The 13,479-nt window shown below is 64.7% G+C and carries 16 protein-coding genes and 1 pseudogene; 9 read left to right on the forward strand and 8 right to left on the reverse strand.

Going from position 1 to position 13,479, the window contains the following annotated elements; all coding sequences use genetic code 11:
- Positions 1-232: 232 nt before the first annotated feature.
- Entirely contained in the window at positions 233-1,543 is a 1,311-nt protein-coding gene (locus tag FS507_RS16155) for an MFS transporter (RefSeq protein WP_260853585.1), read from the forward strand.
- Here the strand turns inward: FS507_RS16155 and acuI are convergent.
- Together acuI and FS507_RS16165 are read right to left on the reverse strand one after the other, a co-directional pair.
- Entirely contained in the window at positions 1,530-2,522 is a 993-nt protein-coding gene (acuI, locus tag FS507_RS16160) for an acrylyl-CoA reductase (NADPH) (RefSeq protein WP_145943794.1), read from the reverse strand. The genes FS507_RS16155 and acuI overlap by 14 nt on opposite strands.
- 22 nt (positions 2,523-2,544) lie before the next feature.
- Positions 2,545-3,456 carry a helix-turn-helix transcriptional regulator gene (locus FS507_RS16165; RefSeq protein ID WP_145943795.1) on the reverse strand — a complete coding sequence of 304 codons (912 nt, stop codon included), beginning with the start codon at positions 3,454-3,456 and terminating at the stop codon, positions 2,545-2,547.
- 138 nt (positions 3,457-3,594) lie between these two features.
- Between FS507_RS16165 and FS507_RS16170 the strand changes: the two genes are divergently transcribed.
- Genes FS507_RS16170 through FS507_RS16185 form a run of 4 tightly spaced genes read left to right on the forward strand, consistent with a single transcriptional unit; the run spans position 3,595 to position 6,545 of the window.
- On the forward strand, positions 3,595-4,620 hold the full coding sequence (locus FS507_RS16170) for a zinc-dependent alcohol dehydrogenase family protein (protein ID WP_145943796.1): 1,026 nt from the start codon (positions 3,595-3,597) through the stop codon (positions 4,618-4,620).
- Positions 4,617-5,384: a glucose 1-dehydrogenase gene (locus FS507_RS16175; RefSeq protein WP_145943797.1), complete on the forward strand. Its 768-nt coding sequence runs from the start codon at positions 4,617-4,619 to the stop codon at positions 5,382-5,384. Before FS507_RS16170 ends, FS507_RS16175 begins: the two co-directional genes overlap by 4 nt.
- 22 nt (positions 5,385-5,406) lie before the next feature.
- Positions 5,407-6,186, forward strand: coding sequence for a glucose 1-dehydrogenase (locus FS507_RS16180; RefSeq protein WP_145943798.1), 780 nt, complete (start codon positions 5,407-5,409; stop codon positions 6,184-6,186).
- Positions 6,183-6,545 carry a cyclophilin-like fold protein gene (locus tag FS507_RS16185; RefSeq protein WP_145943799.1) on the forward strand — a complete coding sequence of 121 codons (363 nt, stop codon included), beginning with the start codon at positions 6,183-6,185 and terminating at the stop codon, positions 6,543-6,545. The genes FS507_RS16180 and FS507_RS16185 overlap by 4 nt, the downstream gene beginning before the upstream one ends.
- Here the strand turns inward: FS507_RS16185 and FS507_RS16190 are convergent.
- Both FS507_RS16190 and FS507_RS16195 read right to left on the reverse strand, forming a co-directional pair.
- Complete coding sequence (locus tag FS507_RS16190) at positions 6,529-7,662, reverse strand: PQQ-dependent sugar dehydrogenase (protein WP_145943800.1); 1,134 nt, start codon at positions 7,660-7,662, stop codon at positions 6,529-6,531. The genes FS507_RS16185 and FS507_RS16190 overlap by 17 nt on opposite strands.
- Positions 7,659-8,333, reverse strand: coding sequence for an SDR family NAD(P)-dependent oxidoreductase (locus tag FS507_RS16195; protein ID WP_145943801.1), 675 nt, complete (start codon positions 8,331-8,333; stop codon positions 7,659-7,661). The genes FS507_RS16190 and FS507_RS16195 overlap by 4 nt, the downstream gene beginning before the upstream one ends.
- A 236-nt stretch (positions 8,334-8,569) precedes the next feature.
- Between FS507_RS16195 and FS507_RS16200 the strand changes: the two genes are divergently transcribed.
- Together FS507_RS16200 and FS507_RS16205 are read left to right on the forward strand one after the other, a co-directional pair.
- On the forward strand, positions 8,570-9,772 hold the full coding sequence (locus tag FS507_RS16200; protein ID WP_145943802.1) for an MFS transporter: 1,203 nt from the start codon (positions 8,570-8,572) through the stop codon (positions 9,770-9,772).
- A 114-nt stretch (positions 9,773-9,886) separates the two neighbouring features.
- Positions 9,887-11,086: a MarP family serine protease gene (locus FS507_RS16205; RefSeq protein WP_145943803.1), complete on the forward strand. Its 1,200-nt coding sequence runs from the start codon at positions 9,887-9,889 to the stop codon at positions 11,084-11,086.
- An 8-nt stretch (positions 11,087-11,094) separates the two neighbouring features.
- Here FS507_RS16205 and FS507_RS16210 read toward each other — a convergent pair whose 3' ends face one another.
- From FS507_RS16210 to FS507_RS16225, 4 genes are all read right to left on the reverse strand, one after another.
- On the reverse strand, positions 11,095-11,469 hold the full coding sequence (locus FS507_RS16210) for a hypothetical protein (RefSeq protein WP_145943804.1): 375 nt from the start codon (positions 11,467-11,469) through the stop codon (positions 11,095-11,097).
- Positions 11,466-11,846 (reverse strand): hypothetical protein, encoded by a 381-nt coding sequence (locus tag FS507_RS16215; protein ID WP_145943805.1) that lies wholly within the window; start codon positions 11,844-11,846, stop codon positions 11,466-11,468. The genes FS507_RS16210 and FS507_RS16215 overlap by 4 nt, the downstream gene beginning before the upstream one ends.
- 103 nt (positions 11,847-11,949) lie before the next feature.
- Positions 11,950-12,327 carry a hypothetical protein gene (locus tag FS507_RS16220; protein WP_145943806.1) on the reverse strand — a complete coding sequence of 126 codons (378 nt, stop codon included), beginning with the start codon at positions 12,325-12,327 and terminating at the stop codon, positions 11,950-11,952.
- A complete protein-coding gene (locus tag FS507_RS16225; RefSeq protein WP_145943807.1) occupies positions 12,324-12,701 on the reverse strand; it encodes a hypothetical protein in 378 nt (125 codons plus the stop codon). The genes FS507_RS16220 and FS507_RS16225 overlap by 4 nt, the downstream gene beginning before the upstream one ends.
- Before the next feature lie 122 nt (positions 12,702-12,823).
- On the opposite strand from FS507_RS16225, the gene soxR reads away from it, so the two are divergent.
- Both soxR and FS507_RS16235 read left to right on the forward strand, forming a co-directional pair.
- Positions 12,824-13,294 carry a redox-sensitive transcriptional activator SoxR gene (gene soxR / locus FS507_RS16230; RefSeq protein ID WP_145943808.1) on the forward strand — a complete coding sequence of 157 codons (471 nt, stop codon included), beginning with the start codon at positions 12,824-12,826 and terminating at the stop codon, positions 13,292-13,294.
- A gap of 113 nt (positions 13,295-13,407) precedes the next feature.
- A pseudogene (locus tag FS507_RS16235) lies at positions 13,408-13,479 on the forward strand (superoxide dismutase); the annotation flags it as partial.

The raw sequence follows: 13,479 nt of genomic DNA on the forward strand, positions 1-13,479 counted from the left end.
TCTCAACTGTGATCATGCTGTCCATGATGCTCCGCACACACGCGCCACCACATCGACCCACAGACTGATCTCCGGGGACCGTACGACACCCCTCTGTCTCATACCCAGGTATGAAGAGCCGGCCACCGACACAGGCCCGACACACATCGAGCACTTAGGCGTAGTGTCGGCACGACGCGCTGCCCGATCCCCTTGTAGCCCCTGCACCCTCCGACCGGAAGGCCTTCCCCCTGTGCCCACGTCCCGACGCCGCCAGTCGATGCTCGTCGCCGCCTTCGGGACCATCGTCGAGTGGTACGACTTCTCCATCTTCTTCTACGTCTCGGCGAGTCTCGCCAACACGTTCTTCAACGGTGATGACGGATCACTGCTGTTGACCCTTGCGCTCGGCGCCGCAGGATTCATCTTCCGCCCGCTGGGTGCGATGGTGTTCGGCCACCTGGGTGACCGGATCGGACGCAAGTCCTCGCTCATCGTGTCCGCGTCATTGATGGCGGTGGCCCTGCTGGGCATCGCGGTGATGCCGGGCTTCGACACCATCGGCATCTGGGGCGGCGTCGGTGTGCTGGTGTTGCGCTGTGTGGCCGGCTTTGCCGTCGGCGCAGAGTACACCGGCATCATGGTGTACCTGGTGGAGTCCGCCCGCGACGGGCGCCGGGGTCTGGCCGCCAGCTGGGCGGCCGCGAACTCCGAGGTCGGTTCCCTGTTGGCGGTCGGCGGCGGGTATCTGATGGCCAGGTACCTCAGCCCGGAAGACCTCGACGCATGGGGCTGGCGGGTACTCTTCCTGGTCGGTGCCCTCCTCGCCGCGGCCATGGTGCCACTACGCCGGTTGATGGATGAAACCGAGACCTTCACCGAGGTCAAGGACACCGCGGAGAATACCGAACGGTCACCTCTGGTCACAGTGCTGCGCTCGCACCCGCGTGCCGTCCTGGTCGCGTTCCTGGTCTCCTCCGTGGGGTCTGCAGCGTACTTCCTGAACATCACCAATGTTCCGACGTACCTGGAGACCGCGGCGTCGATCGACAGCTCGACGTCCCTGTGGCTCGGTACCGTCGCCGCCGTCGTCGCCATCGTGGTCACCCCGTTTGCCGGCGTGGCCTCCGACCGGTTCGGTCGGCGTCCGGTCTTCATCCTGCTCGGGATCGTCATCCTGGCGACGACGATCCCCGCCTACATGCTGCTCGGCGGCGAGGCGGGGTCCACCGCTCTGCTCGGCGGAGCCTTGCTGGCGGTCCCCGCGGCCGGATGGAGCGCAGTCGCGGCATCTGCCGTTCCGGAACAGTTCACTGCCGTGGGCAGGTTCTCCGGCATGGCGATCGGCTACAACACCGCGACCGTCCTCTTCGGCGGCCTGTCCCCCTTCGTGGCGACCTGGTTGATGAACGTGACCGGGTCTCCCTACGCACCGGCCTGGTATGCGGTCGCCATCATCCTGCTGGCCGGTATCCCGATGCTGGTGCTCTTCCGCGACCGGGCGCGGGTCCCCCTCGACGAGATCAACTCAGACGAGATCCACTCAGGGGTCAGAACCAGTTGACGTCGACGACGACGCGCCCGCGCACATTGCCGTCGAGGAGCTTCTGTGCGGTGGGAACGGCCTCGTCCAGACCGACCTCGGCGGTGATCATGTCGAGCTTGGCCGGGTCAAGGTCCTCGCCGAGGCGACGCCACGCCTCCAGCCGGTCCTCGCGGGGACACATCACGCTGTCGATCCCGGCGAGTGTGACGCCCCGCAGGATGAACGGCGCGACCGAGGCAGGCAGGTCCATGCCCGCGGCCAGCCCGCAGGCGGTCACGACACCGCGGTACTTCGTCCCCGCCAGGACGTTCGCCAGCGTGTGACTGCCCGCCACATCGACGGCACCTGCCCACCTCGCTTTCTGCAGAGGTTTACCGGCGTCAGCGAATCCGGACCGGTCGAGGATCTCAGTGGCCCCGAGGTCCTCCAGGTACCGGTTTTCCTCCGGGCGTCCGGTGACCGCCACCACGGTGTACCCGAGCTTGGCGAGCAGGGTGACAGCCACGCTGCCGACCCCGCCGGAAGCACCGGTGACGGCGATCTCCCCCTGCTCGGGCGTCACGCCGTGGCGCTCCAGTGCCATGACGCAGAGCATCGCGGTGTATCCGGCCGTGCCGATCGACATCGCCTGCGCCGGGGTGAAGTTCTCCGGCAGAGGCACCAGCCAGTCACCGTTCACCCGCGCTTTCTGTGCCATGCCTCCCCAGTGTTTCTCGCCGACACCCCAGCCGTTGAGGAGCACCTTGTCCCCTACCTGGTAGTCCGGGTTGTCACTGTGCTCCACCTCGCCTGCGAGGTCGATACCGGGGACCATGGGGAAACTGCGGACGATTGTGCCGCTGCCGGTGATGGCCAGGGCGTCCTTGTAGTTCATCCCGGAATGGCTGACGCGCACCGTCACGTCGCCGTCGGGGAGCTGCTGTTCATCCAGCTCCTGGAGCGTTGCGCGGTAGTCCTTGTTGTCTTCGCCGTTCTCGATCAGTACGCCTGTGAACACTGTGTCTCCCGTCCATTGTGGTTCATGGTGTGCGCTGAGACCCAGGGTAGGTACTTCTATCGCAGTGTGCCTCGTATGCACCATCAGCAGCCAGGGAAGCCAGCAGTTTCATCGCGTCCTCTGATGGAGACCCTGGCTCTGCCGCGTAGATCGTCCACGTGAGGCCACGCTCCTCCTCCATCTGCATACCTTCGTAGGCGAGGGTCATCTCTCCGACCTCCGGGTGGTTGAATGACTTGAATCCGCTGCCGTGGTGCCGAACATTGTGCGCTCCCCACCTGGTCCGGAATTCGTCGCTGCGGGTGCACAGTTCACCGACGAGGTCATGCAGGGACTTGTTGTGGGGGTCGCGTGCAGCTTCGGTACGCAGGATCGCCACTGTGATGTCTGCGAACCCGTCCCAGTCCGGGTAGAAGTTCAACGCACGGTCGTCGAGGAAGGCGTGTCTGGCGATGTTCGGCGGCCCGGGTGCACGTCCCGGCATGTCGTAGAGCTCCGTGTAGAATGCCCTGGCCAGTGTGTTCGTCGCCAACAGGTCCATTCTGCCGTTGCGGACGAAGGCCGGTCCGGCGGTGACTGCCTCCAGCGCCCACTTCAGTCCCGGGGACGGGGCCCAGGTTGCCCCGTTCCGTTTCCTCGGCGGACGTGCCACGGGGCTGGCCGCGTTGGCGAGGTCGAACAGGTGCGCCCGCTCGGCGTCGTCCAGGCGGAGTGCCCTGGCCAGGTTGTCCAGGACCTCGGGAGACGCCCCGGCGACCGCACCACGCTCCAGCTTGGTGTAGTACTCCACACTCACACCCGCCAGTGTCGCCACCTCGCTGCGGCGCAGACCCGGTACACGCCGGTTGCTGCCCTCCGGCAGACCGACATCGCCGGGGCTGATCTTGGCACGCCTGGTGGTGAGAAATTCCCTGACGTCAGCCCTGTTGTCCATACGCCCACGATAGAACGTGGCATGGCGGCGAGGGAGGTACCGCCGGTACCTCCCTCAGGAGGGACTCCCCGTCGCCGCGGTCGACGGCGACAATGGACGGTGGAATGACATAGTCACCTCCTACGGAAGGAACATCCCATGCGTGCAGTCATCATGGACGCCCCCGGGCAGATCCGCGTCGGCGACCGCGAAGACCCGCAGATCATCGAGCCCACGGATGCCGTCATACGAATCACCGCCACCTGCATCTGCGGCTCCGACCTGTGGCCCTACCGCGGTGTCGAACCCGCCGACCACCTCCACATGGGCCACGAGTACGTCGGCGTGGTCGAGGAGACCGGTAGTGCGGTCCGCACCGTGCAACCCGGTGACTACGTGGTCGGCTCTTTCGTCATCTCCTGCGGTGAATGCGAAATCTGCCGATCCGGGTACCCGTCGAAATGTGTCCACGCCGAATTCGTCCACGCCGGTATCGGAACCCAGGCGCAGAAGGCGCGTATCCCCTTCGCCGACGGCACACTCGTCGCGACCCCCGGCACGCCGCAGGACGATCTCGTGCCGTCACTCCTGGCAGCGTCAGACGTCCTCGGGACGGGCTGGTTCGCAGCGGACGCTGCCGAGGTCGGCCCCGGCAAGACCGTCGCCGTCGTCGGCGACGGCGCTGTCGGTCTGATGGGCGTCCTCGCCGCCAAGGAGATGGGAGCCGAACGGATCATCGCGATGTCCCGGCACAGCGACCGTCAGGCGTTGGCCCGCGAGTTCGGGGCCACTGACATCGTCGAGGAGCGGGGTGAGGCCGGCGTCGCCAGAATCCGGGAACTCACCGACGGTCTCGGCGCACACAGCGTGATCGAGGCGGTGGGGACCCAGGAATCCTTCATGCAGGCCATCCACTCCTCCCGTGCGGGTGGCCACATCGGTTTCGTCGGCGTCGCCCACGAGGGAGTCGCACTGCCGATGGATGAAGTCTTCTTCGCCGAGGTCCACCTGCACGGCGGCCCTGCCCCGGTCCGCCGCTACCTGCCTGAGCTCATCCAGAAGATCTGGGACCGCGAGATCAACCCGGGCAGGGTGTTCGACCTCACCCTGCCGCTGGATGACGCCGCCGAAGGCTACGCCGCCATGGCGGAGCGGCGCGCCACGAAGGTGATGCTGACACTATGACCGAGACGAGATCTTTCGACGGTAAGGTCGCGTTTGTCACCGGTGCCGGTGCCGGCATCGGTCGTGCCACGGCTGAAGCTTTCGCTGCTGCAGGTGCCGACGTCTCCCTCGCCGACACGGACGGAAACGCAGTGCAGGAGACCGCGAAGCGTGTGAGGGACCTCGGGCGGCGGTCGCACACCGTGGTCTGCGATGTCGCTGACAGTGAATCTGTCGCCGCTGCCGTCACCTCGACTGTGGAGGCTCTGGGGCAGCTTGATATCGCCGTGAACAACGCCGGTGTCGAACAGCCCACCACGCCACTGCATGAGACGTCGGAAGCCGACTGGGACCGGATCACCGGTATCGACTTAAAGGGAATCTTCCTGTCGATGAAGCATGAGATCCCGGCCATGCTTGAACACGGTGGCGCCATCGTCAACCTCTCCTCGGGAGCAGGTGTCGTCGGCATCCGCGAGCAGGCCACCTATGCGGCCGCGAAACACGGGGTGATCGGGATGACGAAGTCCGCCGCGCTGGAGTACGCCGATCGTGGTATCCGTATCAACGCCGTCTGCCCCGGCATCATCGAGACGCCGATGATGGGTCGTTTCTCCGGCGGCACGCCAGAAGGCCGGGAACGTGTCATTGCCCAGGAACCTGTCGGACGAATGGGTAGACCCGAGGAGATCGCCTCAGCGATCCTGTGGCTGTGTTCCGACCTCGGCGGTTTCACCATCGGGCATGCAATGGTCGTGGACGGCGGCCAGACCGTCGGTTTCTGACCTCCAGAGAGGAAACCAACCCATGAACAGCACCAGAAAACCTCTCACCTACGATTTCAACGGCCACGTCGCCTTCATTACCGGGGCCGGTAGCGGCATTGGCGCGGCTGCCGCCCGTGCATTCGCCGCTGCCGGCGCCGCAGTCAGCGTAGTTGACCAGAATGCTGACGCAGCCGGCCGTGTGGTCGCCGAGATCGAGGCCACCGGGCAGAAGGCTCTCGCACTTACATGTGACGTCACGGACGAAATCGAGGTGAAGAACGCGGTCAACGCGACGGTTGAAGCATTCGGACGGCTGGATATGGCGTTCAACAACGCCGGGATCATGCTGCCTCCGGTCGATTCTGCCGACGAAGATGCAGACAGCTTCGACAGGATTGTCGCGGTGAACCTCCGCGGCGTCTGGGCCTCCATGAAATATGAACTCCAGCAGATGCGCGAGCAGGGGTCGGGTGCCATCGTCAACTGCTCGTCACTCGGCGGGCTCGTCGGTGGCGACGGACGCGCCACCTACCATGCCACCAAACACGGCGTCATCGGGCAGACGAAGAGCGTCGCGATCCAGTACGGCCCCCACAACGTTCGGGTCAACGCCGTGTGCCCGGGCACTGTTGCCACCCCCATGGTCGACCGGATGACGACCGGCGGCGAACTCGACACCGACGCCGTCGTCAAGGGTGTGCCTCTCCGACGACTCGGTCAGGCCGAAGAGATCGCTGCCGCAGCAGTCTGGTTGTGCAGCGATGCTGCCAGCTTCGTCACAGGTGCCGCACTACCGGTGGACGGAGGAGTGACGGCATGAACTGTCGCCGACTGTTGATCACCATCGACGGCAATGAGTACGCCGCAGAACTGCGGGACAACCCGTGCGCCGACGCTTTGAAGAATGAACTCCCGGTCACCCTCACATTCCGGGATTTCGGCGGACAGGAAGTCCTCGCTGACGCCCCGAAGAAACTCCCGATGTCCGGGATGCCCGCATCCGCCGGCGCGTCCCCAGGCGATATCGGGTACTACTCCCCCACCGGATCGATCGTCTTCTACTATGCCGATGTTTCCCCGTTCCCGGGTATTGCCCGTCTCGGGCAATTCACCGGGGACGTCAGCTTCCTTTCCTCGACTCGCGACAGCCTGGAAGTGACGATCAGTCTGGCGGAGTGATACGGAGGATCCGGTCGTCACCCGGCCCCGGCTCACCACGTCCGTCCGTGTTGTTCGTCAGGATCCAGAGACTGCCGTCGGGGGCTGTGACCACGTCGCGTAACCGACCGTGTTCTCCCACAAGGTGTTCATTCGAGATGGTCATGTCGTCCAGCGGCACCTCGATGATCCGCTCGCCGCGGAGATTGGCGATGTATACCGCATCGCCGGTGACCGTCATCCCGCTGGGACTCGCCTCGGCTGGCTCCCACTGCTGCACCGGGTCGGTGAATTCGTCCTCTCCGGTGATGCCCTCGGTATCAGGCCAGCCGTAATTCTCCCCGGGTTCGATCAGATTGAGCTCATCCCAGGTGTCCTGCCCGAACTCACTGGCATACATGGTCCCGTCTGGACCCCAACCAATCCCCTGGGGGTTCCGGTGTCCATAGCTGTACACAAGCGAATCCTCGAACGGATTATCCCCGGGTACACTCCCGTCCGGCTCCATACGAAGGATTTTCCCGGACAGCGAGTCGAGGTCCTGGGCGCGTGCGGTGGTTCCCGCGTCACCCACTGTCGCATAGAGCATCCCGTCGGGTCCGAAGGCTATACGGCCGCCGTTATGGTAACCGGCAGCAGGTAGTCCGTCGAGAATGGTTTCCGCCTCGCCCAGCTCCAGTGCTCCGGCCTGACCACTGAGCTCGAACCGGCTGATCCGGTTGTCGTCGTCGGTGGTGTAGTAGACGTAGAGGTAGCCCTCGTGAACGGCCATGCCCAACAGGCCACCTTCCCCACGAGGGGCTGCATCCTCGACAACAGCGACCTCCCGTGGTTCACCTGCCGCATCCAGCTCAAGGATGCGTGCGCTGTCCCGCTCAGAAACCAACGGGATGCCCTCATCGGTGAATGCCAGGGACCATGGGGCGCCGAGTCCCTCTGCGACAACCTCCGGGTCTGTGAAGCTGGCCTCGGTGGCTTCCCCTGCATCCGCTGTAGTGGGAGCTCCCGACAAGGCCGGTGCGGTGCTCTCCACCGGCCGGTCGTCAGCGCCCTCCGACGAGCACCCGGCGGCAAGGAGCGCGGCTAAAGCCCCGACAACAACCGACCGACGGCGGTACGGAGGCTCGGCAGCCCTCATGACGTGCCCTCCCCGTCACCGGTCACAGTGGTGCGGAACTCTCCGGGAGTCCGGTGGATCGTCCACAGGCGCTCCGCCAGCGCGTCCGGCTCATACAGTGGATCTCCACCGCCGATGGCACCTGGAATGATCAGCTGGCCCACATGGACGTTCTTCTCCACCAGAGCCTCGTGCAGCATCAACCCGTACGCGGACTCAGCGGCGAACGCGGCCGACGTCCCGGCCACAGCGCGGTTGGGTGTCGCCGCACTGTTGCCGTTGACGAGGAGAACGGTCCCCTTACCCAGGTCAGTCATGCCGTCAAGCACTTCGTGCACTGCTGCGGCAGCTCCGAGCAGGGAGAAGGTGACAGCGGACGTAAGGTCATCGACCGTGGTGTCCAGGACATCTTTGAGGTACCGCTTGTCCGGGACCGGGCTGTACTGGAGCACCTCGATGGTGCCGAGGTCCGCCGCTGCGGCCTGCAACGCCAGGGTGAGAGCGTCCCTGTCGCTGACGTCCGCAGAATAGCCTCTGGCATCGATTCCCTCCGCTGCCAGTTCTTCTGCGAGCCGATCAACGTTCTCGGGACGGCGGGCGATGAGCGCGACGGAGAAGCCTTCGCGTCCGAAGCGCTTGGCAACTGACGCACCGAGCCCCTGACCCGCTCCGACGATGGCAAGTGTAGACATGTGACATCCTTTCACGTTCATTGTGGAAACTCGCGGATAGATGCTGATCAGCATCTATTGTCACCAGCGTACGGTCAGCCACCTCAACGCTGGGAGACTCTCGCAGTACCACCATCAGCACGGACTCCCCGTCGGACGCGGAACATGGTGACATGTGCGTTGGTTGATGTCCGCCCCCGGCGGCCACATCGGCGCTCAGTCTTTTCATCCACCGACAGAAAGCCTTTCCCGACCGCATGTCCAGTTCCACCCCACAATCGCACACCGGAAACCGTCTGCCATTCGTCACGTACGTTCTGGCAGCAGGCGTGTTCCTCATGGGCACCACAGAATTCATCGTCGCCGGTATTCTCCCGGAGATCGCCGAAGACCTCTCCGTGTCGGTCTCCGATACTGGCCTGATGATCACCGTCTTCGCGGTCGGGATGATTGTCGGTACCCCAGCCATGGCCGCACTCACCCTCCGCTTGCCCCGTAAGGTCACACTGACGCTGGCGCTTCTCGCCTTCGCCGTCGGCCACGTCATTGTGGCGGTCACGTCCATCCTCCCGGTGATTCTGGCGGCCCGATTCCTCACCGCACTCGCCACCGGAGCTTTCTGGGCCGTCGCTGCCGTCGTCGGAGCACAGGCCGCCGGCCCGTCCCTCGCGTCCAAAGCCCTGGGGATCGTGCTCGGAGGGGGCATGCTCGCCAATGTCGTCGGTGTTCCGTTGGGAGCATTCGCCGGCCAGACCATCGGCTGGAGGGGTCCCTTCTGGGCGCTCGCCGTGTTGGCTGTCCTTGGTGCACTGATCATCTTCCGGCAGGTTCCTGCGGACCCCGAGGACGCCCCGGCTCCGTCCCTGCGAGCCGAGCTCCGCAGCCTGCTCGACGGTCGTGTCTGGCTCGTCCTCGCCGGCTGCGCAGTGGTCTGTGGGTCCTCACTGGCGGTCTACAGCTTCATCTCTCCTCTGTTGACGGACAACAGTGGTCTGGCCGCCTCTGCGGTTCCGCTGGTACTCGCAGGCTATGGTGTCGGTGCCTTCATCGGTTCGAACCTCGGAGGCAGTCTCGGTGCACGCCGTCCGTTCGTTGTCCTGTTCTTTTCCGCAACTGCGACCTTCCTCGTCCTCGCCGGGTTACTTCTTTTCTCGCACAACGCTGCCGTGACCGTCGTTCTGGTCGTTCTGCTCGGGTTGTTCGGCATGTCGACTAATCCGGTGCTCATCGGTATGGCCGTGCGCTACGCGGACAAGGCCCCGACCCTGGCGTCGGCGATGGCGACAGCGTCGTTCAACTTCGGAACGGCCGTCGGCTCCTGGATAGCCGGCATGACGCTGGCCACCTCCCTCGGTGCCGGCGGTCCCGTTGCGGTCGGCACTATCGTCGCGGCGCTGTACTTCATTCCTCTGGCGCTCCTGCTACGCCGTGAACGTGCGGATCTCCGCCGGCGTCCCTGAGTTCCCGGCGGTTCCGTTCCGGTGGGGGTTACCACCCGTGACTGCCATACAGGAGGGCGAGAATCTATTCTTGATACCGATGTGCACTTCCTCGAGACGTGAGGCGATCGTCCGATGATGGTCGACCTCATCGTCATAGCGATCCTGGTCCTTTCTCTCGCCGCCGGGCTGCGGGCCGGGTTCTTCTCCTCCCTCGGCTCGCTGGTCGGCTTGATCGGTGGTGCCCTGTTGGTTCCCTGGGCTGTGCCGGCGGTGACCGGTGTGGTGAGCGATCCTTCCTGGCGCTGGCTGGCCGGCGTCGTGACGATCGGCGTCCTGCTGCTCGTCGGTTCCGCCATCGGCTCGTCACTCGGTTCGTTGGTCCGCCACGGCGCCGACCGGCTGAAGCTCCGGGTACCGGAGCGAATCATGGGTGGGGTCGTGTCGACCATGGTGGCAGCTGTCGCGCTGTCCCTTGTCGGAACCGGCGTTGCCTCAGCGGGCATTCCTGGGCTGTCACCTGCGGTGTCCTCGTCAGCCACGCTGCGGGCGGTCGACGATCTTCTTCCTGACCGGTTGAGACAGGCCGGTGACGAGGTTCGGGCCGCCTTGTTCGACGAGACGTTCCTCCCGTCCATCCCCGGGACGTCGGTGCCGACACCGCCACCGGAACGAGGCCCGGCGTCCCCGGAGGCCCCGCTCCCCGATGCCGATACGGAATCGCCGGCGCTGGTGACCGCCTCCGAGTCGGTCGCCCGAATCTCCGGTATCGCCTCGGCGTGCAGGATGATGCCGACCGGCTCCGGATTCATCGTCGCGGACAACCGGGTGGTCACCAATGCCCATGTCGTCGCCGGTGTCGATGCACCGGTGGTCACCCTGCAGGACGGCCAGGCCGCCGACGGGCGCGTGGTGTACTTCAACGAGGACGACGACATCGCCGTCATCGCGGCCGACCTCGACGCCCGTCCCCTGTCCATCCACGACGGCGTGGCTCCCGGCGATGTGGGTGTTGTCCAGGGCTACCCTGGTGGCGGACCGTTCCAGTCGGTGAATGCCCGTGTGGTCACCGCAGGTCCGACACAGTTCGGTGGCGGAGGGGCCGGAGTCCCGCCGTCTGTCCGCTCCGTTCTCCGGCTGCAGACAGATGTTGCCCCAGGCAATTCGGGCGGCCCCTTCCTCACTCCGGCAGGCGAGGTCGCCGGTGTCGTCTTCGCCCGCGACGAAACCACCCCCTCCACCGGCTACGCCGTCACGGTGGACGCCCTGGAACGCGCCACACCGTCGTTTGCTGCGAATGCGCCGCCCGTCCCGTCGGGACAGTGCGCGGCGTAGTAGGAGTCCTACATCCGCCCCTTCCTCCAGGCCACCACGGACGCAATTGTGCAGATGACTCCGAGAACCGGGAAGAACCAGAGGTATACCGTCGCATCGACCGGTCCTGCCATGGCCCGGAACTGCTCATTGGAGAGGAACTGCACCGTCTCGTTGAAGTCGGGGTACTGCTGTGAGAGCCCCACGATGTCGTCCTCCGGTATGTCCACCCCGGCATAGCGGGAAAGGAACGAACCGAGGGCGCTGACCAGTGCCAACACCGCCACCGGGAACGTGACCCAGAACCACGGGAACCCGGCTGACCTCTGTGGCCGGCGTCGACGTAGGACGACAACTCCAACCACCGCGACCAGCAGGACCGCGGCGACAAGGGCCCAGCTCATATCAGCCTCTTCTTCCAGGCCCGCGCGCTGAGCAGGACACCCAGGACCGCGAGCAGCGGATAGACTACTCGCGACCACGGTCCCATCATTAGGTGTTTCGCCGCCTCATCCGAAAGAAGGGACCAGCCACAGGAGTCGCCCTCCGCAACGTACGGGGCCGACGTTCCCCACCCGAAGTCGGCAAACCCGTTCGCCGGGCTCCCCGGCAACCACGCCGCGAACGCCAGGGCGATGAGCAGAGCCGTCAACGGAAAGACGAGCCAGAACCACGGGAAGCCCTGTCCACCAGATTCTCCCCGGTACTCGGACCGCCGCGGAAACACTGCCAGACTCACAAGCAGGACCACGAGAGCGGCAAAGATCAACAACCATGTCATTCGGGGATAGTAACAGGAGCTTCCGAAAACCCGGTGCGAATTGCAGAACGGCCTCATCTTGAGCTTTCCGCTCCCGAACACCACGGCTATATCCGCCCCTTCCTCACGCCACCACGGACGCAACGGTGAAGATGACTCCGAGAACCGGAAAGAACCAGATGTAGACCGCATACGGAAGCGGCCCGAACATCTGATGGAATTGCTCGGTAGACAGGAACTGTACTCCCGGGAATCCGCCAGTCGCGGGATACGGCATCGACAATCCCACAGGGTCGTCGTGGGACGTATAGATCGTCGATGTGAATTCCCCGAGGATCATTCCGAGTGTCGATATCAGGCCCAGTACAGCCAGAGGGAACACGACCCAGAACCACGGGAAACCGCGATGTCGTCCTCGTGACCGACGGGGGATAACAATCGCGCCGGTCACCGCAACAATCAGGACGGATGCAAGGAAAACCCACCCCATAGCCCAGCTCATATCTGACGCCTCCTCCAGACCCATGACATCAACGCGAGGCCCACAACCGCGAGCAGTGGATATCCGATTCTGGCCCACTGCCCCCTAAGCAGATGCCACGCTGCCTCGTCCGAGAGGAACGTGGTGGTCGAGTTCTCATCGGCGTCTGCCAGAGGCGCGTACATCGTCCAACCGAAGTTCGCGACACCAGAGGCAGACCCAGGCAACCATGCTCCGATCGCCAGAGCGACGGCCAGTGCCGTCAGCGGAAAGACGATCCAGAACCACGGAAACCCTGGTGCGCCAGCCTCTCCCCGGTACTCGGCGCGGCGCGGAATTACGGCCCCGCTGACAAGCAGGACCACAAGGGCGGCGAAGATCAGCAACCATGCCATTCGGGGATAGTAACAGGAGCTTCCGACTCATCTTCCCGGGATGACGGCGTAGGCTCCGGTGAAGAACAAGAACCTCAAGTGATGTTGAGGTTCCACGACACCGGCAGGAGTTGACAACACCGTTGACGTCGCACACCCATGACAATGAGACTCGTGGCAGCGCCGATGAACTGCTGAGTATCGGCGAGACCAGCCGACGGACCGGCGCCGCAGTCTCCGCGCTGCGCTACTACGAGGATCTGGGCCTCATCGCCTCAGTACGCACCTCCGGCAACCACCGTCTCTACGCACGGCACATGCTACGGCGGATCTCCCTGATCAGTGTCGCGAAGAATCTCGGCATCCCACTGAAGAGTGTGCAGGACGCTTTCAGCACCGTGCCACTCGACCGGGCCCCGACCCACAAGGAGTGGCAGGTGGCCTCACGACGGTGGAAACGGGAGCTCGAGGAACGTCGGCGCGGTATCGAGCGACTTGAAAGCGAACTGACCAGCTGTATCGGCTGTGGTTGCCTGTCGTTGAAGGCCTGTGCGCTGCTCAATCCTCAGGATGCCCTGGGTGAGACGGGTCAAGGCGCGCGTCGGCTCTCGTGACGCACCACAGGCCAGCTCCGCATGCCCCTTGACCTCAAGTGCACTTGAGGTATTAGTCTCGTCGGCAGACCGTCACCGATGGTCACCACAACGACGAGTAAGGAGCACCATCCATGGCTGTGTACGAGCTTCCCGACCTCCCCTACGACTACGACGCCCTCGAGCCGCACATCTCCGCCGAGATC

Source organism: Corynebacterium glyciniphilum AJ 3170 (assembly GCF_007673095.1).
Lineage (GTDB): Bacteria > Actinomycetota > Actinomycetes > Mycobacteriales > Mycobacteriaceae > Corynebacterium.